Raw genomic sequence first — 23,471 nt, forward strand, 5'->3', positions numbered from 1 at the left:
AAGACGTTCAGTTCTCGAGCAGTTCACCAATCTCCCCGATAGTATCGAGGATATAATCCGGCTGAATCGGCGATTCTTCGAGTATATCCGGTGTTGTCACTCTTGACCGGACGAGTACCGTCGTCGCCCCGATGTGCTCTCCGAGCGCGATGTCGGTGTCCAATCGGTCGCCGATGACGAGACAATCCTCAGCCGGGACGCTGAGGCGTTCGAGCGCCGCCGCCCCCGCCTGAGGTGCCGGCTTTCCGAGTATGTGCGCTGGTTCCCTTCCCGCGACGCCCGCGATGGCGTTGATGATGGCCCCCGACCCGGGGACGAGGCGTTCCGGGGCCGGTATCGTCACGTCCGGGTCGGTGCCGATAAACGGGGAACCGTCTTCGAGCGCCCAGAGAGCGCGCGCGAGTTCGTCGTAATCGAACTCGCGGTCTATGGAACCGACGACCAGTTCCGCCGAATCTGGGTCGTTCCGCACCGTAAATCCTCGTTCGCGCAGCAGGTCGCGGAGATACGTTTCACCGACGACGAACGCGTCGCGTTCGTCGTACTCGGCCTCGAGGAACTCGGCGGTGACGAGCGCCGACGTAAGCACTCGCTCCTCGTCGATACTGATGCCATGTGCGCCGAGTCGCTCGACGTAGCGCTCGGGTGGCTGTGTCGGGTTGTTCGAAAAGAGGAGAAGGCTTATCCCGTTCTCTCGGAGCGCCCGCACACCCGCTTCCGTACCGGAAAGGAGTTCGTCGCCTCGAACTAACGTTCCGTCCATATCCACGATTGCACCACGATAGGTCGCCATTGCACCGAAAAACGTCCCGAGGGGAGTTTAGTAGTCCGCATGTGCGCGAGCTAAAACGCATCCCGGTTGCGTTTCCGTCCGTTCTCCCGTCCGGGACGGAATGTTGAGGTGATCGCGAGCAGTCTTCGGATAACGAGTCGGCGATGCGGAAAATCGCCCTCTTATTGATATTCGTTCGGGAGTATTCGGTATTGGGGGGAGAAAAATGAGTTCATACGACTCGAACAGTGACAACAGTTCAGCACGCGCCGTAACGCGACGAGAATTTGCACGATGGACGGGCGCGCTGGGCGGACTCGGGGTCGCCGGTAGTTCTGTATCGGTCAGTAGCGCTCAGGGGAGAACGACGATACAGTGGGCGTCGAATCGAGATTTCTGGGAGCTGACGGATACGTTTCAGAACGCACTTTGGGAGGCGGGATTGGACAAAAACATCTCGCTCGAAATCATCCCGGGACCGGCCGAAACCGACGAAGTACAACAACAGTACACACGATGGCTCTCGGCCGATTTGAACGAACCCGACCTCCTCATGACGGATAGCGGGTGGACGCTCGACCTCGTCATCCAAAGACAGTTGCTCAATTTGAGCGAACACCTCCCGAACGAACTGCTACGACGAATCGAATCCGACTACTTTCAAACGAGTCTCTCGACGGCTAAAGGGCCAAACGATGACCTCTACGCGGTGCCGCTCTACCCCGACTTTCCGTCGATGCTGTATCGGAAGGACTTGGTCGAGGAGGCCGGATACGACCCCGACGGCGAAAATTGGGCGACGGATTCCATCGAGTGGAGACAGTTCTCCCGAGTGACGCGAGACGTACTCGACCGCAACGGAGACATTCAGTACGGATTCACGTTCCAGGGCAGTCAGTACGAGGGCCTTCCGTGTTGTACCTTCAACGAGTTCATGTCCAGTTGGGGTGGTGCGTACTTCGGCGGACGGGAACATCTCTTCGGACCTGTCGGAAAGCGACCGATAACCGTGAACACGCGAGCAACGATAGATTCGATTCGGATGATTCGGGCGTTCATGTACGGACAGGGGGACGAGTCTGCACTCGAGGGATACGCGGGTGAAATCGTTCCCCGTGCGGTCTTATCTTGGATAGAGGATACGTCGCTCGCACCGTTTCTCAACGGCGACGCCGTGATGCATCGGAATTGGCCGTACGCGATTCTCAGCGCCGGTGACGAAGGTGCGTTCGGCACCGACCTCGGGGTGATGCCGATTCCGTACGCGGTGACCAAGCAACAGGCGAAATATCCCGGGACGGGGGGACCGACTGCTTCGCTCGGCGGGTGGCACGTCGCCGTCAATCCGAACACTAACAAATTAAATGAAACGTTACAAGTGATCGAAGCGATGACGCAGGAACGCTTTCAGCTCACGCTTCTTCGAAACCTCGGTCTGTTGCCGCCGGACAGAACCCTCTTCGATTCGGAACGGGCAAAGCAGGTGCCGGTGATGGGTCGGTATCTGGATTCGCTTCGCGTTGCGGGCGAAAACGCGCTTCCGCGCCCCGTCACCATCGCGTGGGTACAGGAATCGCAGAAAACCGCCCAAAACGTCTTTTCCGCGTATTCGAGGGTATCGACACCGGAGCAGGCGATGGCCGAGTTGGAATCACAGTTTCGGCTCATCGAAAATTACAACGAAGTCGAGTAGCGACCGACTATTTTTATAGTAATTTTCGATGAATTGAAAATCGATTGTGTTCAACTGAGTACGTACCACTCGCTTTCGGAACCGATCTCTGTCGGCAGGATAAAGACGCCAGGATGACAGCACAAAAAATGAGGATGAAACGACAACGGCGACGAGCGCTACTCTACATTAGTGCATTCATCACGGTTCTCGTCGCGTACACATTTGCTTACTCGTGGGCGATGGCGACCTTCGAAGGTATTGATAAAAGTCTCCTTAAATCGTTCGCCATCGTCATTGAGACGTTCACGACGACCGGATTCGGGACGGACGCCGGACAGTGGGACTCGCCGCAGATGATCGTGCTGATAATCGTGATGCAGATGACGGGGGTAGTGCTTATCTTCATGGCCCTCCCGTTGTTCGTCGCGCCGTGGATTCAGGAAATGATACGCACGAGTCCACCGACCTCGATAGACGAAATCGACGACCACATCGTCATCTGTGGCTACTCACCGCGCGCGGAGACGCTCATCGACGAACTCCAGTCGTGGAACCGCGACTATGTTATCGTCGTCAGCGACCGCGAGGAAGCCCTCGACTTGTACGAACGAAACGTCAACGTCGTCCACGGCGACCCCGAATCTGCCGAGACGCTAGAATTGGTTCACGTCCAACGGGCGGATACGGTCATCGCGGATGCAACCGATGAACAAAACGCCAGCATCGCGTTGGCAGTTCGGGAAGTCTCCTCCGACGTGCAGGTTATCACCCTCGTAGAGGAGGCGAACTTGACCAGCTATCTCCAATACGCGGGGGCAGACCAAGTGTTTTCGCCGCGTCATCTGCTTGGACACAGCCTCGCGGAGAAAGTGACCGCATCTGTCTCCACCGACCTCGGCGAAACAGTCACCATCGGTGAGGATTTCGAAATCGTCGAGATATCGATTCAGGGCGGCAGTGAGGTCTCGAAAACGAAACTTGCGGAGAGCGGTATCCGTGAACGAACTGGGGCGAACATTATCGGCCTCTGGCGGCGCGGCGAGTTTCAGAGCTCCCCATCTCCCGATACCCCGTTGGACGAAAGCACGATTTTGCTTGCGGCAGGTCGAGAAGCCCAACTCGAACGGCTGAAGGAGATGACCCTTTCCGATAAATTCGACACGGAACGCAGGTCAGTCATCGTCGCGGGATATGGAGAAGTCGGTTTGACGGTGGAAAACGAACTACAATCGACGGCCATGCGACTCGTCGTGGTCGACATCGAGGACAAACCAGGCGTCGATGTGGTTGGGGATGTATCAGAGGAAAACATTCTACGCGATGCTGGCGTCGAACGTGCAAACGCACTCATTCTTTCGCTTGGCGACGATACGATGACGATTTTTACTACCCTCGTTGCGCGTGAACTCGCTCCCGGCATCGAAATCGTCGCCCGGGCGAACGAGACTGATAACATCGGGAAACTGTACAGCGCGGGTGCGGACTACGTACTCGCGCTCGAAACGGTCAGCGGTCGGATGCTCGCCTCGACGATTCTCGATGAAGAGGAGATAATGTCTCCGAACAAACAAGTGGAAGTCGTCCGAACGACTGCGCCGCGCCTCGCGGGACGGAACCTCAGGGACGCCGCAATTCGTTCTCGAACGGGATGTACCGTCATCGCCGTCCAACGAAACGGCAAGGTTATCACCGACCTCGGCCCGACGTTTACTGTTCGGTCGGACGACCAACTCATCATCGCCGGAACCGACGAGGATACGAACCGGTTCGCCGAACTCGCGCAATGAAACAGTACGCCGACGAGTGAGATTCTTGAGTAGTCGTTTCGACAGTTGAACCGAAACTAGCCGTTTACGTGAGGGCAGCGGCGAACCACCACGTCACGAACGCTTCGATGAACGCCGCGACAATGAACACCGGGAGGAGTCCGAGCAGGATGTAGTACGCCCGGCTGAGTTCGCCTGCAAGGTCGGTTGCAGTCGCGGAACTGCGGATGTACGACCACGCGGTACCGCCGAGATGGAGACCGAGCGCGCCTGCAATCGACAGTGCGGGAATTTCTATTATGCCGTGCGGTGCGATGAGAGCGACGGCGATCGACGTGTCCGGGAGGAGTCCGACGACAGCGCCGACGATGAGCCCATTGAACAGGAGCGCGACGACCGTCGGCGCGCCGAACGCGAGGCCGGAAAACGCGGCGGAGATGGAGACAAGCCAGTTGTTCGCCGTCAGCATGACGAATGTATCGACGGGGATGGCACCGAACACGTTCTGGGACACGTCCGTCTGGAGGCTTTCGAGCGCGAACTGGCTGGTTGCGAACCAGCCGCCAGCGGTTCCGGCGGCGAACAGGGCAGTTGAAGCAATGACGAGTTCGAAGCGACCAAAGACGAACGATTTGAGTTCGCCGAGTCCGCGTCTGAATGCGCCGCGAACCGACCCGCGCGCTCCGTGTTCGAGGGGCTGTTCGTCGAGATAGAGCGCCGTCTTCAACAGGCCGAGCGTCGGTATTAGGAAAAAGGCGACGGCAATTCCGAGGAGCTGACCGACGCCGAGGAGTTGGAAGAAGAACGAGACGAAGCCGAGTACTCCGACGAGACCGATTACGATGACGAGGTAGGCTCCGACCCGGGCTTTGTTGTTCCACACGAAACTTCCGCTCCGGCGGATTCCGGTGCGAACGCCGACGTCGTCGATGACGATGGCCTGCGGAACGAACATGAAGAGAAGGTAAACGACGAACCCGACCGGGATCAACAGGAAACCGCCGAGGAAGACCAGCAAGATAAGCATTGAGTTGACTGTTGTGGCAAAGTACGCCAACAGTCCGATGGGAGACAGCAGTAGGAGGAAAGTGAGTGCACGAACGACTGAGAGTTTGATAAACGTCCACCAGTCGTTGTTCGCACCGGCGACTCCCGACGGGAGTGCCGGTTCGTTTCGAAGCGCCGCCGTCGTCGTGTGAACTTGCGCCGCTTCCGCGATGGCGCGGGCGATGAGTCCGACGACGAGTGCGCCGATAACGGAGAGAACGAGAATGGCGATTGTTTTGGGCGTGAACAACTGCATAAGCGCTTCTGCGATTCGTTCGGTCTCCGCCTCGGTCGGGTTCGATTGGCTGAAATCGACGCCTTGAATCGCGGCGAAAACCGATTCTATTCGATCGGTTCCGAGAAGGAGCAGGTAGGCCAACACGACGCCGACGATCGGGACCGACTGTGCGACCATGCTGGCGCTTGTCCCGGCTAGAAATACCGGGAGTATCGTTGCAGGTCGGGAGAGGAGGATTGCCCGAACCGAAGAACTCGCGTCACTGAACTTCATACTGTTTACATTTCACTCGGGCAAGATATGTGTGGTGATGTTCAATCCGGTGAAACCGCCGACCTTCCGGGTAAATTTCGTCAGCGTCGAAATCGCTCCGGGCATCGTTCGCCACGGCGTCCATCCCGTTGGAGTGAGGTTCATCGGTGGAGATGCTGCGGCGCTGAAAATAGTCCGCACCTACTCGTCGCCCCGCGACGAGCGACCCGATGATGAGCCTTCGAAATCATCCCATTGGAACGTTCGTATTAACCGATTAGTCGGCTCGGTATCTCAATTCATACGCACCCTGTCGGTGGTTATTCTACTCATAATAAAGTACGATGAGATGTTTTGTACACGTGATGATAGACACGGAAAAGAAAACGGCTGAGACGAAACCGACCGAGGTGACTCGCGACGAGGCGGGCGAAAAATCCCGTCGTCGGTCGTTTTCGCTCCGCGCCCTGCTTCCCGGTCCGTACGTCCGGTACCCGAAATAACCACTGAAGCGTCCCCTCGATTTTCTATCTTCTCTCTCGTATTGCCCGACTACGAACGTCGCGCAGGTGATTCGGCGCGACGCCATCCCAAGCGTAGCTATCCCGAATTCGGGTTCGAATAGGACGCCGTCGAATTCGACGGCAAAGCGGTCGGATTCATTCTTCCGCCAGCGACTTGGACTCGCGGAATCGTCACGACGGTCAGCGCAATGGACGGTCATTGTTTCGGAATCGAGGATTCACGTCTACGAGAACCTGAATACAATTTCAAACGCGAGAGGAACCGTACGTTTCCGCCGACGGAACGCGACGGTACGGCGCGGCGGGAAAATAGAGGACGGACCAAACTGACGCGACTTCCGGCCCGCAAACCGTTCACTTTCGCGTGGCAGGGCGACCACGGTGAGAACAGTTTCTGGCCACTCCGGTAACGGCGACTTTCCGCCGCGAACCGCGCTGAACACCCGCGGGTGCTTTTGGTCGTCCCGGTTGCAGGGGTGTCGTATGACGACGACAGCAGAAATAGCGGCGTTTGTCGCTGAAATGGAGTTCGACGACCTCTCGGGGGAGTCCGTCGATGAACTGAAAAAGCGCGTTCTCGATTCGATTGGCATCGCGGTGGGCGCGATGGGAGAAGAACCGGTTGAAGCAGTTCGGGCGACGGTCGAGGAGATGAACGGCGAGGGGTGTACGCTCTGGGGCGGTGGAACGGCGTCGCCACCGGATGCGGCCATGCTGAACGCCGCGTACGTACGGTATCTCGATTACATGGATTCGTTTCTCGCGCCGGGGGAAACGCCGCATCCGAGCGACAACATCGCGGGGATAATCGCCGCCGGAGAGTACGAAGGACGTTCGGGGAAAGACCTGCTCACCGCGGTTGGAATCGCCTACGAAGTACAGGCCGAACTCGCGTGGAACGCGCCGGTTCGTGACCGAGGGTGGGACCACGTCACCCACACCGTCATTTCGGCGACCGCGGGGGCGGCGAAACTGCTGGGACTCACCCACGACGAAATCCAGTCCGCAATCGGTATCGCGGGAACCGCACACAACGCCCTTCGGGTGACGCGAACTGAGGGAATTTCGGAGTGGAAAGGGCTCGCTTCCGCGAACGCCGCCAGAAACGGCGTCTACTCGGCCATGTTGGCGAAAAACGGCGTCGAAGGACCGACGAACCTGTTTGAAGGCCGGAAAGGGTGGAAACAAATCGTCTCCGGCGATTTCGAGGTTGATTTTTCGCCGGGGGAGCACGTCCACGACGTGATGACGAAACAGTACGTTGCCGAGACATACGCTCAATCCGCCGTCGAGGGAATCATCGAGTTGGCTGAAGCTGAGGAGATCGACCCCGAGGACGTAGATTCGATTCACCTGGACACCTTCGCTGGCGCGAAACTCATCATCGGCGGGGGCGAGGGAAGTCGGTACGAAGTGGAGACGAAGGCGCAAGCCGACCACTCACTACCGTACATGCTGGCCGCGGCGCTCATCGACCGAGAGATGACGAACGCGCAGTACGACCCCGAGCGAATCAAGCGAGACGACGTGCAAGAACTGCTTCGCACTGTAGGGGTGGCGGAGGACGACGAGCTGACCGACCGGTTCGAGGCGGGCGAGATGCCTGCAGTCATCGAGATAACGATGGCGGATGGGACGACGCACCGCGTCGAAAAGGATGATTTCGAGGGCCATCCGAACAACTCGATGTCGTGGGAGCAGGTAGAAGCGAAGTTCGGACGGATGGCCGAGGGGAGATACGACCACTCTCGACGGGAGCGAATCGTGGAAACCGTGCTCCAACTTGAACATAACGATATTGCTGACCTCGTGGCGCTACTCGACTGATTTCGTCGCCAATCTCTCGTTAACCCCGAATAGTCACTGTCATATGATATCAGATGACAGTGCGGATGGGTTGACAATGCTGACATCTGAGTGTCATTACATCGGATAGTAGAACGACCATATTCGGTAAGCGTTTCCAAATCCTCCCCGTTTTATTCTCCGAAATTGGTCGCTTTGAGCGTTTTGGTTGCTTATACGTGGTTAGCCCCACCCGTCACCGCTGACGGCTGAATTGAACGGTATTGTGGGTTGAAATACAGTCGCGGCAACACGAGTAATTGGCTGACGCAGGGCGCGAAGATGTCCCGGTGTCGGCCGAGGTTAGAACTATGAAGAAAGCACTCAGGCTACTCATCGCACTGTCTATCGTCGGCGCGCTGTTCACCGCAGGATTCGCCGGCTCGGCCGCAGCAAACGACTACCACAAGGACAAACACGATAAGAAAGTTACTTATCAAAAAGCCGACGCTACGGTTTATCAGGGTCAGGACGTCGAACAGGCGAACGTGAACTATCAGGAGGACAACTACGCGATCTCGGCGGCCGTAGGATGGAATGATGGCGAAGCTGAATCCGGAGACGCCATCGCCGTCCAGTACAACGACCAGAACAACGACAACGTGCAGTACGGTGAAGCGGAAGCAGAAAACGAACACGAGCACTAACTGCAACTTCGGTGCGCGCTCGTCACCGAATTAGCGGGGGTAACTTCCCCCATCGCATCGCGTTTTTATTCGCGCCTTTCGCCGAAGAGCGACGGCTTTCCGTGTCGAAAGGTACGTAACTCGTTTCCGCGGTCACTTTCTCACGCATTCGGCTTCGTCAACGGTGTCCCCATCGAACACCCGTAATCAAGCGTACCGGTTTCGTGGTCGCCGAATAACAAAGGGCGAGTGCTGCTTCTATGCGCGTATGACCGACCGGGGGTCAGCGTCAGATAGTCAAACGATGCGTTCCGGGGCTACGCGAGGAGGAACGGAGCGATGAACTGGTTCGTCGGTGCAGGACTGCTAGTCGTGTTGGTGTTCGCCGTCGTGCTGGGTACGGCCGTGGGAACGACGGCCGAGAGTCCCCCGACGACAGAACCATCGATAGCCGTAACGGATAGAACGAATGTCGGTGGAGGCAACGCGAACCGCGCGATCGGCACTTCGGCAGTCGATACGCCGAGCGAATCCGTGGATTCCTGTGTCCCCGAGACGGGTAACAGCCTCCGGTGGCATCTCGAGCGATACGGCACTGGGTGTTCAAGCGAGCGAAGCAGTAGACGTCCCGTCTAGACGAATTCGCGCTCACAGGGTTCGTGAGCTGGAGCCGATGACTTCGGTTCAATTCGGATAGTCCGTACTGCCGTCAGCAGTCATCACCGCTTCTCGAGGATAAAAAACGGTCTGTACCGCGAGAATGAGCGTCCGCCCCAACTCCTTTTGTAGCTGTTCGTCGTACCGAAATCGGGGGTTCCATGACCGACAGAGCATTCGACTTTCTGCACGTAAACGAGCGCGAATCGAAACCACGCGAAAAGGGAATCACGGAGATGCGCGGACCGTACTACGACCCGATGGGACCGCGAGAGTTGCAGGATATCCTCGACACGATGGGCGAGTACGTGGACATCTACAAGTTTTCGGGTGGGTCGTTCGCCTTGATGCCCGAAGACGTGGTAGAAGAACTCATCTCAGTGTGTCACGACTACGATGTCCAAGTCTCCACGGGCGGGTTCATCGAAAACGTCCTCGTGCGCGACAACGACAAAGTTGAACAGTACGTAGAGGAGGCCGGAAACCTCGGCTTCGACATTGTCGAAATCTCCTCGGGATTCATTGCCATCAACACCGACGACCTCGTGGCGCTGACTGAACTGGTGCAAGATCACGGCCTGAAGGCGAAACCCGAAATCAACGTCCAGTTCGGCGCTGGCGGAGCTTCGGCGGTGGAGGAGTTGGAAAGCGAGGAGGCGATCGACCCGGCGAGCGCGATTCGGGAAGCCAATCGGCACCTCGACGCAGGGGCGTACAAAATCATGGTCGAATCGGAGGGCATCACTGAACAGGTGCGCGAGTGGCGCACCGACGTGGCCTTCGCAATCGCCAACGAGGTCGGCATCGAAAACTGCGTGTTCGAGGCCGCAGACCCCGAGGTGTTCGAGTGGTACATCAAGAACTTCGGGCCGGATGTGAACCTGTTCGTGGATAATTCCCAAATCGTGGAGTTGGAGTGCATGCGCTCCGGTCTGTGGGGGAAGAAGAGTTCGTGGGGCCGAGTGGTGTCCTACGAGGACGGCGAGTAAAGTCACACGGGTAACATAAAGTGGATGCGTATCAGTCCCGGCTGACAATTTCCCACATTTCTAGAAATTAGTAGATAATACACTATTCATCGTGGGAAAATAGTTTACGTAACGGACGCGAATTCTTATTACGACTGTTATATTGCAATTCAGCTTTCAACGCGCGAACCCATCGAAAGGGGGCGGATCTACACTCCTGCGCTTCGACGACGACCGAACTGCCTGTATCCTCGTCGATTCGGGTAACGGCGTTAATCTCGATACGCTTCTCGGCGCGAACGATTATTTCGATGCAATCGTCCTCACGCACGCCCACGTCGCCCTCTATCTGTCACTCGGCGACACCCTCCGCGACGGCGTGCCGATATACGCGTCACCGGCGACCGCATCGACGCTCGAAAGCGTTCTGGGAGATGGGCAGAAAAACTACCGCCTCGGTGGAATCGAAGACGTTTTCGATGCGGTCACCGGAATCGACAACTGGGTCGCCGTCACGAGCAAAATCGAACTTCCTCCGATTTCGGCGGGCCACGTTCTGGGTGCTGCTGGCTTCGCGATTCGATTTTCCGACGGCGACGCCCGGTCAACTCCTCGGCGGTGCGATTTCCCCGGTCGAAACCGCCTCCTGTACCGTGTACGACTATGAATTCCGAAATCACCCCGCCGAGGAAACCATCGATGAATTGATCGACCAACTGAACCTGACGAACGTCATTCCGGTGCACGCCAGTCGTCGGAGACTCAAACGATATCGAGGAAAGTACGATTCGACGTTCGTCTGGGCAAACGATGATGCCGAGGAGTACACGCTGTACGAGGGCGGCCAATGGTCCGCTCCGCCGTGGTTGAGCAAAGGTGCGGTGAGGGCGGTTCGGGCACAAGAGTGGCAGGCGAACGGGGGGTAGTCTCTTCGAGAATTTCGGTGGGCACAATTTGGATGCCGTGTCGCTCGAACGCAACGATTACGTTAACCTCAGGGCGGAGGGTATCGATGTAGAGCGATTCGACCGACGGTTCGACTCACGGCCGGCGATTCGCGAGAGTAATGATGCGGAGAGAGACGGCGGTGGAGGATGGGACGAATAGCGTCGAAACTGAGCTCTCACCCGAATCCACCGATGCCGATTTCCGATGGAACGTCATCGACCGACTCGACGACATCAAAGCGGCAGTTTCTAGCTCGCCGGTTCGCGCGGTTTCGTGAATGCTGGCGTGAGCGTGACGCTTCTCTGCCTCCCCGGAGACTCCGACCTCAAACACGGCGACGAAGTGGAATTGCGACTAATCGACAAATAGGGGTACCGATTCGTCGTTCAGCGCGCGAGAGTGACGGGCGGATTCGGATAGTCGTTCCGCCAGCGGATTCGTCGTTCTTCCCTTCTACCTCCTCTACATCGGGATTTCGACCAGCGTCATCTCGTCGCTTTCGACCGCTGAATTCAGGGTGTCGCCAATTTCGTCCCACGATTCCGCGCGAACCGCGTCGATACCGAAGCTTTCGGCGAATGCCACGAAATCCGGATTCGTCAGTTCAGTGCCGTAGTGTTCCTTGCGGTCTTCTTCCTGCTCTTCGGTGATGAGTCGGTATTCGGAGTCGTTGAACACGACTATCGTGTACCCACAGCCGAGTCGCGTCGCCGTCTCGATTTCCGCTGCGTTCATCAGAAATCCGCCGTCTCCAGTCGCGACCACGACGTTCGAATCGACCGCGAGGTCCGCCGAAATCCCGCCCGGAACCGCGATTCCCATACTGGCGAGTCCGTTCGAGATGATGACCGAATTCGGCTCGTAGGTCGGGAACGCCTGTGCGATGGCCATCTTGTGACTTCCGACGTCGGAGATGAGCACGTCCTCGTCGGCCATCGCTTCACGGAGGACAGGCATGATGTTCCGAACCGTCACTGGGTCAGATTCGTCCGGCGTGCTCGTCGTCTGTTCGACCAATGCCTCGCGCTGGTCGCGGTACCACGCATCGGGACAGGAAAATTCGACTTCGCCGAGCAGTGCGTCGAGTCCAGCGGAAACGTCGCAGACAATTTCCACGTCCGGATTGTAATGCTCGTACACTTCGGCCGGTTCGTGGTCGAGGTGGATGATTTTCTTATCGAGGTTCGGATTCCATTTTTCCGGGTCGTGTTCCGCGATGTCGTAGCCGACGGCGAGGACGCAGTCTGCCCGCGAGAGTGCGTCCGCCGATTCGCCGTTTTCGCCCGAATCGAGCGTAAACAACGAGTGGTCGTTCTCGTCCGAGAGTGCCCCTTTCCCCATGTAGGTTCCCGCGACCGGAACCGCGGTTTCGGACACGAACTCGCGGAGGCTGTTCGCGGAGCGCGTTCGAACCGCGCCGTTGCCCGCGATGACGAGCGGATGCTCTGCGTTTTCCAACAGTTCAGTCGCGCGCTCGACGGATTTTTGGTCGGGAGCGGGACGCCGAACTTGCTCCCGCGGTTCGAGCGGTTGGGAGTCCGTTTCCTCGCCCGCCACGTTTTCCGGAAATTCGAGGTGGGTCGCCCCGGGTTTCTCGTATTCTGCGAGCTTGAAGGCTTTGCGAACCGATTCGTTGATGATTTCCGGGTCACTCAACTGCGCGTTCCACTTCGTCACCGACCGGTAGGTGTGGACGATGTCGAGCGTCTGATGACTCTCCTTGTGGAGCCGTTCGAGACCGGCCTGTCCCGTGATTGCGACGAGTGGGCTTTTATCGAGATGGGCGTCGGCAACCCCGGTGAGGAGGTTCGTCGCGCCCGGCCCGAGCGTCGAGAGACAGACCCCCGCACGACCGGTCACGCGCCCATGAACGTCGGCCATAAACGCCGCGCCCTGTTCGTGGCGCACGGGAATGAACTCGATGTCGGAGTCGCGAATCGAAAACAGCACGTCTTCGAGTTCCTCGCCGGGGATGCCGAACACGTACTCGACTCCCTCGTTTTCGAGACACTCGACGAGTAAATCGGATGCTTTCATCGTCCGAAATACGTTGGAGGACGATTAGTTCTTGTTGGCACCTCGACCACGAGGCAGACTGTGATGGAGACCTAAGCAACTTGTTCGCGTCGTTTCCTCCCTTTGTACAGTTTCACGCTCGAAATTCGTCAAAAATGTGTATTACGGTGAAGATGTTTATTGCCGTCGAGCCCAAGATACACGCGGAAAGGGTTTCCAGTGAGTCACCAGGAACAGGAAACGGAGCAGTCCGAGGGACAGATGCGGGCGGAGGAACCGACGGAGGATGCGCAGGCAGAGGAGTTTCGGGCCAGTCAATCACCGCAGGAACGCCGCATGGCCGAAAAACGGCAACGACGGCGGGAAGCGCGCGAAGCCGAAATTCGGACGGAAGAGGAGACGTCGGCCGATACGGTTCACCTCAAGGTGTTCCGGTACGACCCGGAAGTTCCCGAGAAGCAAAAGCCGCGATTCGACCACTTTCATGTCCCATACGAGCGCGGACTGACCGTTTTGGATGCGCTCATCTACGCCCGCGACACGTTCGATTCGACGTTGACGGTGCGCCACTCCTGTCGGCAGGCCATCTGCGGGAGCGACGCCGTGTTCATCAACGGTCGACAGCAACTCGCTTGCAAAACGCAGGTTACCGAACTGGACGAACCGATACAGGTCGAACCGCTTCCGCATCAGGACGTCATCAAAGACCTCGTCGTGGATATGGAACACTTTTTTGACCAGATGCACGCGATAGAGCCGTTTTTCCAGACCGACTCGCTCCCTGACGATGAACTGAAAGAACAGCGCCAGTCGCGCGAAAATCGGGAGGAAATCAAAATGGCTACGCGCTGTATCTGGTGCGGTGCTTGTATGTCCTCGTGTAATATCGCCGCGGGGGACAACCAGTACCTCGGTCCGGCGGCCATCAGCACGGCCTACCGGTTCGCCATGGACGAGCGCGAGGACGAGGCGACGACCGAACACCGTATCAACCTCATGGACCAAGAACACGGCGTCTGGCGCTGTCAGACCCAGTTTTCCTGTACCGAGGTGTGCCCGAAGGATATTCCCCTGACTCAGCACATTCAGGAACTCAAGCGCGAGGCGGTGAAGCGAAACCTCAAATTTTGGTAGTCCGACGAAGTGAGTTTATTACCTCTTAAATCGTAGCTAACTGATATGAACGTCGAATCTCGTGGATGGGACGAACATATCGCCCGAAACTCGAAATTGTGGGCGATGGTGTTCGTCACTCTCTCGTCCGCACTGACGGGTCTTCTGTAGAGCGCCGAAGAGGCGGCATGGCTGGGAGTTCTTAGCGGGGCAGGCGTGACGCTGTATCTGTTCGCCGCCGCGAAGATGAACGAGTGGGCTTCCAGCGGAGACGACCACATCACTGCTTGTCCTGTTTATCGGCGCGAACATCACCATTGGCCTGTTCCTTGTCGCCGCTGTGAATCAGGTACTTTTCTCGCGGTGATTGGTTCAGTTTGTGTTCGTGGTGAGTGTAAACTCACGGAGCGACTGTCGCCTCTCCATATAGGGGAATCGTGATCAGAAGCAGTGCGATTGTACCGAGGGAAACAGCTCCGACGACTCGCAATCGCACGTTCGAGGGATTCGAATGGATGCTGTAGCCAGCGAGAACGAGGAATGAAACTTGGAAGAGAAATTCGAGATAGGAAGCATTGAGCCCGAGAACACCCCGAAGCACCAGTATAATTGCCGAAAGAACGGTCAGAACCGTCGCTACGACCGTAGAGCGCGACGTGGGACTGCTGGACTTGACCACAATCGCCGTCAGTGCTATATTGAGAAAAACGCGCACCCCGACAAGCGCAGTCAGAAACGCAAGATGTGATCAATTCGGAAACTGCCATTCGAACATGATGAGTACTTTTTCTAACAATTTATTGCTACTTTCACATGCTAAATCTGTCGGAAGGTTGCGCCAGCGCGTTCGCACGAGGGGAGCGAAGCGAATACCGTTTGTGCAGTCCCACGCTGGCGGGGGAGGAGCAGGGAGACTGGCGGTGGGGAGTCGTGATTTGCTACAGCACGATATAATCAAACAGGAGTAAGCGGATCACGACTCCAATGAAACCGCCCCGCACCGCGACTGCAGGCCCCACACATCCCCAACCGATTCGTTCATTCGTTGTCGCTCGTTCTCATCCCTCGCATGCTATCAGCACAGACCTTCGGAGGTGAACTCCTCAGGCCTGTATCAGCGCACGCCATCGTAGCTCGCTGGAATTCTGTAACTCGGCTCCCAGTCTGGATTTTGCACGCGTATTATCGCATTCAAGTCAGGTAATTGATTGGACGATACTTGTCTCGAAACAAATGACAAATGACCGAAAGGAATTACCCTGTTCCACCCAACTACTGTACGATGGCAGCGCTACCAATGGACTTGGTGCTTACCGTCCTGATGGGTGGGTTCTTACTCGCCGTTCTGTTCTTCGTCCTCCGGGTCGAAGACTGGCGGTCGTACACACCTGCGGGAGGGGGGCTGGGGCAAGTAGAAGAGCGACGCGTCGAATACGCGGAGAAACCGAGTGGAATCCTCCGCTGGCTAACGACGGTTGATCACAAGGACATCGGCATGCTGTACGGCCTGTACGCGCTCATCGCGTTCATCTGGGCCGGACTGGGCGTCGTCCTGATGCGCGTCGAGTTAGTCGCGCCCGACATTGACCTCATGCAGGCCGGATTCTATAACGCTCTTCTCACCACACACGGCCTCACGATGCTGTTTCTGTTCACGACGCCGATGATAGCCGCGTTCGCGAACTACTTCATCCCGCTCCTCATCGGCGCGGACGACATGGCGTTCCCGCGCATCAACGCCATCGCGTTCTGGCTCCTCCCGCCCGCGGCGATTCTCATCTGGATCGGGTTTCCGCTCGCATCGATAGCGGACATCCCGGCACCGCAGACGGCGTGGACGATGTACACGCCACTCTCGGCGGAGCAGCCGAGTCCGGCGACCGACCTGATGCTCCTCGGCCTGCACCTCTCGGGCATCAGCACGACGATGGGGGCGATCAACTTCATCGCCACTATCTTCACCGAACGCGACATCGAATGGCCCGAACTCGACCTGTTTTCGTGGACGATGCTCACGCAGTCGGGGCTTATCCTGTTCGCGTTCCCGCTGCTCGGCAGTGCCCTCATCATGCTCCTGCTCGACCGCAACTTCGGCACCACCTTCTTCGCACCGGAAGGTGGCGGCGGGCCGATTCTGTGGCAACACCTGTTCTGGTTCTTCGGCCACCCCGAGGTGTATATCATCGTCCTCCCGCCGATGGGGCTGGTCAGCCTCATTCTCCCCCGTTTCGCGGGCCGAAAATTGTTCGGCTACAAGTTCGTCGTCTACTCGACGCTCGCCATCGGCGTCCTCTCGTTCGGCGTCTGGGCCCACCACATGTTCTCCACCGGCATCGACCCGCGGCTTCGGGTTAGTTTCATGGCGGTGTCCATGGCAATCGCGATTCCGAGCGCGGTGAAGGTGTTCAACTGGATTACGACGATGTGGAACGGCAACCTCCGGATGACCGCGCCGATGCTCTTTAGCGTCGGGTTCATTCAGAACTTCATCATCGGTGGGGTCACCGGGGTTTTTCTGGCGGCGATTCCCGTCAATTTGGTGCTTCACGACACCTACTACGTCGTGGGTCACTTCCACTTCATCGTCATGGGTGCGATCGCGGTGGCCCTGTTCGCCGGGTTCTACTACTGGTTCCCGATTTACTCCGGGAAGATGTACCAGAAAAAGCTCGCTCACTGGCATTTCTGGCTGACGATGATCGGTTCGAACGTCACCTTCTTCGCCATGATATTCCTCGGTTACGGCGGCATGCCGCGACGGTACGCGACCTACCTCCCACAGTTCACGACGTGGCATCAGGTCGCGACCCTCGGGGCTGTTATCCTCGCGGTCGGTCAACTCATCTTCGTTTGGAACATCGTCCAGTCGTGGCTCGAAGGGCCGGTCGTCGAAGACAGCGACCCGTGGAATCTCAAAGCTGAAGGGATGGGGTCGCCCGAGTGGACGTGGTTCGAGAAGAAGCGCGAGACGGCGCTGGCCGACGGTGGCGGGGCGGACAGTCGAGAATCCGATGCCGGTGAGCGCGATCGGAGCGAGCGCGAACGTAAACCGGAGGATGATGTCTGATGGCCGAGACTGAAGCGGACGCGGATTCCGACCCAATCTTCGACCGCGAAACCCTGCTCGACATTTCGGTGAACCTCGTCCCGATGTTCATCCTCCTCTTCTTCATCGTTCTGTTCGCCGTCTGGACGCCGTGGGAGGGTCAACCGTTGATTTTCGCGATGTCCCACCTGCTGACCATCATCCCCTTCGTCCTGCTCGGTCTTCTGACGTGGATTGCGGCCCACTACGTCAGATAGCGACTGGTGAACCGGTCGAACGCAAAATTTCGTTCGCTCTTTCAATCCAAATCTATCGAAATTCGTTCCCCAGTTCGCGCCGATTCGTAGGCCGCCTCGGTCAGCGCGGTCACGGCGAACGCATCGCGGGCGGTCGCCGGAGGTTCCTTGCCGCTCTCGATGCAGTCGATGAACGACCCGGCTTTGCTCTCGTGGCGTCGGTTGTCCATGAACGGAACGACGGTCGTGCTGTCTGCCTCTATCTCCGTCAGCTGGCGCGGTTCCCACTGTCTTCCTTCGAGATAGAGCGCTCCATCGTCGTCCCAGATGTGGATGTGTTCACGCACGCAGGGCGCATCGCTGTAAACTGCAATGCTGGCAGATGCCCCACCTTCGAACTCAACGACGAGTTGCGCTCGTTCGTCCACCCGGTTTTCCTCGTCGGCGAACTTCATGTCTGCTTGCACCGAGGTCGGCTTTAGTCCGGTCGTCCACAGAACCGCGTCGATGAGGTGGCTCCCGGTGTCGTAGAGGTTGCCGCCGCCGGAGAGGTCGGGGTCGGTTCGCCACGTCTCCTCGAATCGGGAAATCCAGTTCTGCGTAATTTCGGCGCTGATGAACCGCGGCGTTAGATTCGTCTCGTCCCACCGCTCCCGCGCTCGGATGAACGCCTGATTGAGGTGTCGCTGGTAGCCGACCATCAGCAGTTGGTCTTCCTGTTCGCTTCGCTCGGCGAGCTCGCGCGCTTTCTCGCGGTCGGTCGTAAGCGGCTTGTCACAAAGGACGTGAAGCCCCTCGTCCAGCGCGGCCATCGTTTGCTCGTAGTGAAAAACGTGCGGAGTTCCGATGAGAACGGCGTCCAACTCCTCCGCGTCTAGCATCTCGGCATAATCTTCGTACCGCGATCCTTGGCCGACGTAGAGGGTATCTCCGGCCTCGTCTCGCGGCGGTTCGCTCACGTCCGCAATCGCGACGACCGTCGAACGTGGGTCTTCTTCGAACTGTCTTCCGACTGTCGTTCCGATGTAGCCGCCACCGATAACGCCGACGCGGAGTTTTTCGGGATTTGTGGTCGTTCCTGACATAATTTTCACCGTGCGAGGACAAAAATCCGTCCAAGCGTACAGCGGGGAGGGGCTTAATTCATGCCCTCGTGGCAACCGTTACGATTCGGATGAAATTGCAAACCGGCTCGACGTTCAGGATTCGTACGAGAGTGAGACGACCCGCCCGTCGCCGTAGATGACGTATATCTCCTCGGCACCGTCCCCGTTCAAATCCGCGAGTGTCGGATGGGTGTAAATAGTCACCGACCGCTCGTAGGTCGCCAGCACGTTGCCGGAATCCGGCCCGATGACGGTCACTTTCCCGTCGTTCGTGGCGGCCACGATTTCCGTCTCGTCGTCGCCGTCTACGTCGCCAACGATTGGCGGCGGGGTCATCTGTGTTTTCGTCGTCAACGACGTTTCCCACTCGACGCTCCCGTCGGTCGCGTCGAGCGCGAACAACGTTCCTTCTTTCGAGACGGCGTACACTTCCGGATTTCCATCCTCATCTCCGTCAGAAATATCGCCTACTGCGGCGAGCTCGCCGACCGACCGACGCCATTCGACGCTTCCGTCAGCTCCGTCGAGAACGACGATTTCGCCGCCCGAGGTGGCGACCGATATTTCGATTGGCTGGTCGCCGTCAGCCTGTCCGGAACCCATCCAAAGGATGGAGTCATCGATGTCGTCGTTCTGCCACACCGTTTCGTTGTTCCCGTCGGTGAGGACGACTCGGCCACCGTCCAAGGTGCCGATTCCAACTGCTAGTTCGGCGTCGCCGTCGGTATCGAAATCGGCGGCGGTCGGTTGGGCTAACACGCGTCCGCCGAGAGCGCGGCTCCACGCTTCGGTTCCGTTCCCCCGAACGACCGAGAGCTTTCCGTTCACGTCCACGACGGCGATTTCACGACCAGAGTCCGGTGATAGGTTCGCAACCACCGGTTGTGTGTAGCCGTAGTCTTCGAGTTCGTGACGCATCGCCTCGTCTCCCGAGCGAGCGTCGTAGGCCGTCACTCTCTCTTCCGTGCTCGCGGCGAGAACTTCCGGCGTGCCGTCGCCGTCGAAATCAGAAACTGTCGGGTCGGCGACGGCGTGAATCGTGCAGTTCGCGGGCGGAACCTGATGTCTCCAGACGGTGTTTCCGGTTTCGCTATCGAGTGCAAACAGGCCGCATCCGGTTCCGTTTCCTCGGTCGCTAATCGGCGCGAAAACGAACGACCGGTCCCCTATCGTGGCCGCCGCCGGTGCGTGGTGGTTTCCTTTCATGTCACGGCCGGTGTCGCTAACCCAGCGTTCCGAGAGGTTTCCGCCGTCATCTCCCGTGAACGCGACGGCGCCAAGGCCCGCGAGGACGGCGACGATGACGAGGAGGACTGCTCCGGTTGCGAAGCGCATCGGTTACGGTTGGCAGTCGCCGGGCAAAAGCCCTCCTCATCGGTGGCCGGATTCGAGACGTGAACCACGGTCGACGATCGGTTCCCGCCGCAGTTACATCGGTATCGGTCCCATCGTCCCCGACCGCGACGGATGCCAGCCGTCGGCCAGTTTGAAGATGGCGACCTCCTCGTTTTCGAAGGCGAGGTGATACTGTGACGATGTCATCATCCTCGACATCATTTCCTTCGGCTGTTCGCGTTGCATCCCGCGAACCGTGTAGGTGCCCTTCGGGATGTAGACGTAATCCGGATGCACGTCCATCTGCATCAGTCGCACCGTCAGGCAGTTCGAACTGTGACATCGCGATAGTTGGCGGAACTGCCGTAACTGGGTGCTGTACTGCTGATGCCCCTTCCATTCGACGCCCCACGGTGCTACCACCATCGTTCTGTCCGTCTGCTGTGGGAACCATTCGGCGGCATCGCCGAGAACGACGAACTCCGCCGACGGTTCGGTGTTCTTTTTCGTCCACTCCATCGCTTCGACGTCCCCGTCGTTCACGAACTGCGGGAGGGACGGACTTCCCGCGTGAGCGTTCATCCCGCCCGTCGCGTACAACGCGCCGCCGCTGAGGCTGACGGTCACCAGCAGTGCGACCGAGAACGTCACCACCGCCTCTCTGTCGAGTATCCTGAACGGTTCACGACGAAGCCACGGAATGAGTCCAACGAAGACGAACCGGGCGCTCACGAACGCCGCGATGAGGAATACGAAGCGGGCTTCCTCGATCGTCACGGCGATGAGCAACAGCCACGCCGGGAGGAAATATTCGCGCTTCAATAGAAGCCAGATACAGCCGACGACGGCGGTCAGATGCCATATCGACAGCAACGGCGATTCGTTGAACTGCTGTTCGACCAACCGCTCCAGCGTCGGAATCGTGTTGCCGATTCCGCCGTGAGTTCCCGCCGCGGAGGTGAACACGGTCGAACCGTGCGCGATCAGTACCGAACTCCACCACGGCGTCGTGAGCAGGACTGCTCCGAGACCGACGAACAAGCCCCGAAGTAATCCGTCGAACGACCGGTCGAACCGAACGTACAGCAGGAGATAGCTCATCACGAAGAAAATCGTGTACATCGGGTGGGTGAGAATCGTCAGCGTGAACGCGACGAGCGCGGGAACGAGCCATCTCGTGTCCGCCTCCCGGAACAGTTGTAATCCGGCGTAGATTCCGACGAGCGAAAACAGGAGAGCGGGGGCGCGAACGATGCCTCCAGCCGAGATGTGCCACTGCAAAACCGGCGGACTGACAGCGACGAGGAGCGTCGCCAACGATGCCTGTGGTCGTGACCCTAGCAAATCGCGCGTGAAAAAGTACAGCGGAATCAGGTACGCGATGCTGACCAGTCCGGGGAGATACTGCGCGATGGTGAACGGGTCGAGTCCGGTTACGTCGAGCAGCACGGCAGAAACGTAAAACATGAACGGCGGATACGCGAACGGCACCCCTTCCGCGGTGTAGCCAGGAATCGTTTCTGGAAGGACGTAGCCGTTTTCGCTGATGCGTTCCGCGATGTGGAGGTACAGCCCCGCACCGAACGACGGATATGAATGCGAACTCACGTAAAAATAGAAGATGCAAATTCCGGCAAGGAGTCCCGGAACGAGCCATGGCAGTTCGTATCCGAGTCCCCGCGATTCCTGCGTCGTTTTTGAATCCGTTTGATGACTAGCCATGGGTAAAATCGACTGGCCGCTCAAGAGCGCCTGGCGGCGGTGTTCTCGTTCGAAAAAACCATCGCAGGATTCACTCTTTGTTATCCAGTGGCTATTGGTGGGATACCGACGAATACTGACCGCAGAGTGATGGTAGGTGTCCGTTCACGCCGCGGTAACGGTGGCTTGCGGCGACCGTCGCGATCCGAAATCACAAAAAAGCGATAGTTACTCGTATCGCAGCGCATCGATGGGGTCCGTCTGCGCGGCATCCCACGCGGGATAGATTCCTGCGAGGACGCCGACCAGCACGCCCACTGCGACCGCGATACCGAACCATTCAGGGCGGAACGCGAGCGGCAGGCCGATAATCTCGGCGGCGACGTACCCACCGGCCAGTCCGACGAGTGCGCCGACCGCCGATCCGAAAAGGCCGAGCAGAATCGCTTCGAGCAGGAACAACTGGAGAACGTCGTTGTTTCGCGCCCCGACGGCTTTCATGATGCCGATTTCTTTGGTTCGCTCCGTGACGCTGACGAGCATGATGTTGGCGATGCCGATGGCACCGACGACCAGCGAGATGAGTGCGATGCCGGTGATGTACGCGGTGAACGTGTTGCTCACCTGCCTGACCTGATTGACGAGTTCGTCCTGCGTCGTGACCTTGAACCGGTAGCTCTCGGATTTTAGCTCCCGTGCGTCGGACTGTTCGCCGAGATACGTGTATACGCGACCCTGCACCGAATCAACCTGCGACGGACTTTCCGCAAGCACCAGCGCCCGTCCGTAGACGCGCTGGTTCTCGTTCGCCGAAGGACTGTACACCGTCCGCTGGTAGAACGGGTCGGTCGGCGCGTAAATTTGCGGCGACGCCTCGTCGCTGATACCGAGTGCCGACTGTTCTGTCGGTTCGACGATGCCGACTACCGTCGCGTTCACCTGTTCCCCTCCCGATGCGCGCGTGACGGAGACGGTGTCCCCGACGGTGACGTTTTCTTCCCCAAACATCCTCGTCGCCGGGCGATTCAGGACGACTTCCCGTTCGCCGCTCTGAAACGACCCGCCCGCGACGAACTCTTGATTTCTCACGTCGAAATACGGCGGGGTCGTCACCACGACCCACTGCCGCCCGATCGTCGAGTTGTTGAACTCGACGGCCGAAGCCGCGACGCCGCTCTCCGGGACGGCGGCCTCGACGCCCTGTAGCGACCGAATTTCGTCCATATCGTGTTCGGTGAAAACGGTTTGTCCTCCGCTTCCGAGGTCCGGAAGTCCGGTTTCGCTCTGCGACTGCGCTGATACGTACATCGTCGCCGCGTTCCCTCCCGCGACGGTGCTGATGATGTCCGCTTGTAGACTCGCGCCGAGCGTGACGAACGTGATGACCGCGGCCACGCCGATGATGACGCCGAGCGTCGTCAGCGTTGAGCGAAGTTTGTGTTCGCGAATGTTTCGCCAACTGATTCGAAGGCTCTCGAAGAGGTTCATCCGCCCCAATCGTTCATCGTGTCTTTCATTCTCTCGACTACCCGTCACGACCTACGATAGCATCCGTCAAAAGTCTATGACTGGAAACGCTAGCTTAAACGCTTGAAACGCG

Annotated in this window: 24 protein-coding genes; 14 read left to right on the plus strand and 10 right to left on the minus strand. The window is 58.3% G+C overall.

Annotated features, from left to right (window positions below; genetic code table 11):
• Positions 1-7: 7 nt before the first annotated feature.
• Complete coding sequence (locus tag LIX15_RS10685; RefSeq protein WP_227773175.1) at positions 8-793, minus strand: HAD-IIA family hydrolase; 786 nt, start codon at positions 791-793, stop codon at positions 8-10.
• 205 nt (positions 794-998) lie between these two features.
• On the opposite strand from LIX15_RS10685, the gene LIX15_RS10690 reads away from it, so the two are divergent.
• Together LIX15_RS10690 and LIX15_RS10695 are read left to right on the plus strand one after the other, a co-directional pair.
• The gene (locus LIX15_RS10690) at positions 999-2,465 is read left to right on the plus strand and encodes an extracellular solute-binding protein (protein ID WP_227773176.1); all 1,467 of its coding nucleotides are present in this window, start codon (positions 999-1,001) and stop codon (positions 2,463-2,465) included.
• Positions 2,466-2,599: 134 nt separating this feature from the next.
• A complete protein-coding gene (locus LIX15_RS10695) occupies positions 2,600-4,234 on the plus strand; it encodes a potassium channel family protein (protein ID WP_227773177.1) in 1,635 nt (544 codons plus the stop codon).
• A 64-nt stretch (positions 4,235-4,298) separates the two neighbouring features.
• Here LIX15_RS10695 and LIX15_RS10700 read toward each other — a convergent pair whose 3' ends face one another.
• Together LIX15_RS10700 and LIX15_RS32785 are read right to left on the minus strand one after the other, a co-directional pair.
• On the minus strand, positions 4,299-5,771 hold the full coding sequence (locus LIX15_RS10700) for a stage II sporulation protein M (protein ID WP_227773178.1): 1,473 nt from the start codon (positions 5,769-5,771) through the stop codon (positions 4,299-4,301).
• A 12-nt stretch (positions 5,772-5,783) separates the two neighbouring features.
• The gene (locus LIX15_RS32785; protein WP_265338365.1) at positions 5,784-5,915 is read right to left on the minus strand and encodes a hypothetical protein; all 132 of its coding nucleotides are present in this window, start codon (positions 5,913-5,915) and stop codon (positions 5,784-5,786) included.
• Positions 5,916-6,115: 200 nt separating this feature from the next.
• Here LIX15_RS32785 and LIX15_RS10705 point away from each other — a divergent pair, with 200 nt between their 5' ends.
• The 4 genes from LIX15_RS10705 (at position 6,116) to LIX15_RS10720 (ending at position 9,381) form a co-directional block, all read left to right on the plus strand.
• Positions 6,116-6,253 carry a hypothetical protein gene (locus tag LIX15_RS10705; protein ID WP_227773179.1) on the plus strand — a complete coding sequence of 46 codons (138 nt, stop codon included), beginning with the start codon at positions 6,116-6,118 and terminating at the stop codon, positions 6,251-6,253.
• Between the two features lie 504 nt (positions 6,254-6,757).
• Positions 6,758-8,101: an MmgE/PrpD family protein gene (locus LIX15_RS10710; protein ID WP_227773180.1), complete on the plus strand. Its 1,344-nt coding sequence runs from the start codon at positions 6,758-6,760 to the stop codon at positions 8,099-8,101.
• A 329-nt stretch (positions 8,102-8,430) separates the two neighbouring features.
• Entirely contained in the window at positions 8,431-8,766 is a 336-nt protein-coding gene (locus tag LIX15_RS10715; protein ID WP_227773181.1) for a hypothetical protein, read from the plus strand.
• Between the two features lie 318 nt (positions 8,767-9,084).
• Positions 9,085-9,381: a hypothetical protein gene (locus LIX15_RS10720; protein ID WP_227773182.1), complete on the plus strand. Its 297-nt coding sequence runs from the start codon at positions 9,085-9,087 to the stop codon at positions 9,379-9,381.
• Between the two features lie 48 nt (positions 9,382-9,429).
• Here LIX15_RS10720 and LIX15_RS10725 read toward each other — a convergent pair whose 3' ends face one another.
• Entirely contained in the window at positions 9,430-9,579 is a 150-nt protein-coding gene (locus LIX15_RS10725) for a hypothetical protein (RefSeq protein ID WP_227773183.1), read from the minus strand.
• Between LIX15_RS10725 and LIX15_RS10730 the strand changes: the two genes are divergently transcribed.
• From LIX15_RS10730 to LIX15_RS10750, 5 genes are all read left to right on the plus strand, one after another.
• Positions 9,564-10,391, plus strand: a complete 828-nt coding sequence (locus LIX15_RS10730) for a phosphosulfolactate synthase (protein ID WP_227773184.1) — start codon at positions 9,564-9,566, stop codon at positions 10,389-10,391. The two genes, LIX15_RS10725 and LIX15_RS10730, sit on opposite strands and share 16 nt — an antisense overlap.
• A gap of 142 nt (positions 10,392-10,533) precedes the next feature.
• Positions 10,534-11,037 carry an MBL fold metallo-hydrolase gene (locus LIX15_RS10735; RefSeq protein ID WP_227773185.1) on the plus strand — a complete coding sequence of 168 codons (504 nt, stop codon included), beginning with the start codon at positions 10,534-10,536 and terminating at the stop codon, positions 11,035-11,037.
• Positions 11,024-11,296, plus strand: a complete 273-nt coding sequence (locus LIX15_RS10740) for a hypothetical protein (protein WP_227773186.1) — start codon at positions 11,024-11,026, stop codon at positions 11,294-11,296. The genes LIX15_RS10735 and LIX15_RS10740 overlap by 14 nt, the downstream gene beginning before the upstream one ends.
• A 28-nt stretch (positions 11,297-11,324) precedes the next feature.
• Complete coding sequence (locus LIX15_RS10745) at positions 11,325-11,477, plus strand: hypothetical protein (RefSeq protein WP_227773187.1); 153 nt, start codon at positions 11,325-11,327, stop codon at positions 11,475-11,477.
• Positions 11,437-11,595 (plus strand): hypothetical protein, encoded by a 159-nt coding sequence (locus LIX15_RS10750; RefSeq protein WP_227773188.1) that lies wholly within the window; start codon positions 11,437-11,439, stop codon positions 11,593-11,595. Before LIX15_RS10745 ends, LIX15_RS10750 begins: the two co-directional genes overlap by 41 nt.
• Before the next feature lie 185 nt (positions 11,596-11,780).
• On the opposite strand, the gene LIX15_RS10755 is transcribed toward LIX15_RS10750, so the two are convergent.
• Positions 11,781-13,355, minus strand: a complete 1,575-nt coding sequence (locus LIX15_RS10755) for an acetolactate synthase large subunit (protein WP_227773189.1) — start codon at positions 13,353-13,355, stop codon at positions 11,781-11,783.
• Between the two features lie 315 nt (positions 13,356-13,670).
• Here LIX15_RS10755 and LIX15_RS10760 point away from each other — a divergent pair, with 315 nt between their 5' ends.
• Entirely contained in the window at positions 13,671-14,468 is a 798-nt protein-coding gene (locus LIX15_RS10760) for a succinate dehydrogenase/fumarate reductase iron-sulfur subunit (protein ID WP_390185053.1), read from the plus strand.
• Positions 14,469-14,847: 379 nt separating this feature from the next.
• Here LIX15_RS10760 and LIX15_RS10765 read toward each other — a convergent pair whose 3' ends face one another.
• Positions 14,848-15,126 (minus strand): hypothetical protein, encoded by a 279-nt coding sequence (locus LIX15_RS10765; protein WP_227773190.1) that lies wholly within the window; start codon positions 15,124-15,126, stop codon positions 14,848-14,850.
• Positions 15,127-15,768: 642 nt separating this feature from the next.
• On the opposite strand from LIX15_RS10765, the gene ctaD reads away from it, so the two are divergent.
• Positions 15,769-17,514: a cytochrome c oxidase subunit I gene (ctaD, locus tag LIX15_RS10770; RefSeq protein ID WP_227776872.1), complete on the plus strand. Its 1,746-nt coding sequence runs from the start codon at positions 15,769-15,771 to the stop codon at positions 17,512-17,514.
• Positions 17,514-17,750, plus strand: a complete 237-nt coding sequence (locus LIX15_RS10775; RefSeq protein WP_227773191.1) for a DUF6684 family protein — start codon at positions 17,514-17,516, stop codon at positions 17,748-17,750. The genes ctaD and LIX15_RS10775 overlap by 1 nt, the downstream gene beginning before the upstream one ends.
• A 41-nt stretch (positions 17,751-17,791) precedes the next feature.
• On the opposite strand, the gene LIX15_RS10780 is transcribed toward LIX15_RS10775, so the two are convergent.
• The 4 genes from LIX15_RS10780 to LIX15_RS10795 form a co-directional block, all read right to left on the minus strand.
• On the minus strand, positions 17,792-18,814 hold the full coding sequence (locus LIX15_RS10780) for a Gfo/Idh/MocA family protein (RefSeq protein WP_227773192.1): 1,023 nt from the start codon (positions 18,812-18,814) through the stop codon (positions 17,792-17,794).
• 114 nt (positions 18,815-18,928) lie between these two features.
• Positions 18,929-20,170: an outer membrane protein assembly factor BamB family protein gene (locus LIX15_RS10785; RefSeq protein ID WP_227773193.1), complete on the minus strand. Its 1,242-nt coding sequence runs from the start codon at positions 20,168-20,170 to the stop codon at positions 18,929-18,931.
• A gap of 93 nt (positions 20,171-20,263) precedes the next feature.
• Positions 20,264-21,892 carry a putative glycosyltransferase family protein gene (locus LIX15_RS10790; protein WP_227773194.1) on the minus strand — a complete coding sequence of 543 codons (1,629 nt, stop codon included), beginning with the start codon at positions 21,890-21,892 and terminating at the stop codon, positions 20,264-20,266.
• A gap of 207 nt (positions 21,893-22,099) precedes the next feature.
• A complete protein-coding gene (locus tag LIX15_RS10795) occupies positions 22,100-23,359 on the minus strand; it encodes an ABC transporter permease (protein ID WP_227773195.1) in 1,260 nt (419 codons plus the stop codon).
• Between the last annotated feature and the right edge of the window lie 112 nt (positions 23,360-23,471).

This window comes from Haladaptatus pallidirubidus, from assembly GCF_020700235.1.
GTDB lineage: Archaea > Halobacteriota > Halobacteria > Halobacteriales > Haladaptataceae > Haladaptatus > Haladaptatus pallidirubidus.

What these genes read in the sequence shown, in the direction of transcription:
- LIX15_RS10730 (WP_227773184.1), top strand. Translation starts at nt 9,564, where the DNA reads ATGACCGACAGAGCATTCGACTTTCTGCACGTAAACGAGCGCGAATCG.
- LIX15_RS32785 (WP_265338365.1), bottom strand. Translation starts at nt 5,915, where the DNA reads ATGAACCTCACTCCAACGGGATGGACGCCGTGGCGAACGATGCCCGGA.
- LIX15_RS10710 (WP_227773180.1), top strand. Translation starts at nt 6,758, where the DNA reads ATGACGACGACAGCAGAAATAGCGGCGTTTGTCGCTGAAATGGAGTTC.
- LIX15_RS10725 (WP_227773183.1), bottom strand. Translation starts at nt 9,579, where the DNA reads ATGCTCTGTCGGTCATGGAACCCCCGATTTCGGTACGACGAACAGCTA.
- LIX15_RS10775 (WP_227773191.1), top strand. Translation starts at nt 17,514, where the DNA reads ATGGCCGAGACTGAAGCGGACGCGGATTCCGACCCAATCTTCGACCGC.
- LIX15_RS10795 (WP_227773195.1), bottom strand. Translation starts at nt 23,359, where the DNA reads ATGAACCTCTTCGAGAGCCTTCGAATCAGTTGGCGAAACATTCGCGAA.
- LIX15_RS10790 (WP_227773194.1), bottom strand. Translation starts at nt 21,892, where the DNA reads ATGGCTAGTCATCAAACGGATTCAAAAACGACGCAGGAATCGCGGGGA.
- LIX15_RS10695 (WP_227773177.1), top strand. Translation starts at nt 2,600, where the DNA reads ATGAAACGACAACGGCGACGAGCGCTACTCTACATTAGTGCATTCATC.
- LIX15_RS10720 (WP_227773182.1), top strand. Translation starts at nt 9,085, where the DNA reads ATGAACTGGTTCGTCGGTGCAGGACTGCTAGTCGTGTTGGTGTTCGCC.
- LIX15_RS10690 (WP_227773176.1), top strand. Translation starts at nt 999, where the DNA reads ATGAGTTCATACGACTCGAACAGTGACAACAGTTCAGCACGCGCCGTA.
- LIX15_RS10715 (WP_227773181.1), top strand. Translation starts at nt 8,431, where the DNA reads ATGAAGAAAGCACTCAGGCTACTCATCGCACTGTCTATCGTCGGCGCG.
- LIX15_RS10705 (WP_227773179.1), top strand. Translation starts at nt 6,116, where the DNA reads ATGATAGACACGGAAAAGAAAACGGCTGAGACGAAACCGACCGAGGTG.
- LIX15_RS10780 (WP_227773192.1), bottom strand. Translation starts at nt 18,814, where the DNA reads ATGTCAGGAACGACCACAAATCCCGAAAAACTCCGCGTCGGCGTTATC.
- LIX15_RS10685 (WP_227773175.1), bottom strand. Translation starts at nt 793, where the DNA reads ATGGCGACCTATCGTGGTGCAATCGTGGATATGGACGGAACGTTAGTT.
- LIX15_RS10755 (WP_227773189.1), bottom strand. Translation starts at nt 13,355, where the DNA reads ATGAAAGCATCCGATTTACTCGTCGAGTGTCTCGAAAACGAGGGAGTC.
- LIX15_RS10750 (WP_227773188.1), top strand. Translation starts at nt 11,437, where the DNA reads ATGATGCGGAGAGAGACGGCGGTGGAGGATGGGACGAATAGCGTCGAA.
- LIX15_RS10785 (WP_227773193.1), bottom strand. Translation starts at nt 20,170, where the DNA reads ATGCGCTTCGCAACCGGAGCAGTCCTCCTCGTCATCGTCGCCGTCCTC.
- LIX15_RS10760 (WP_390185053.1), top strand. Translation starts at nt 13,671, where the DNA reads ATGGCCGAAAAACGGCAACGACGGCGGGAAGCGCGCGAAGCCGAAATT.
- LIX15_RS10700 (WP_227773178.1), bottom strand. Translation starts at nt 5,771, where the DNA reads ATGAAGTTCAGTGACGCGAGTTCTTCGGTTCGGGCAATCCTCCTCTCC.
- ctaD (WP_227776872.1), top strand. Translation starts at nt 15,769, where the DNA reads ATGGGTGGGTTCTTACTCGCCGTTCTGTTCTTCGTCCTCCGGGTCGAA.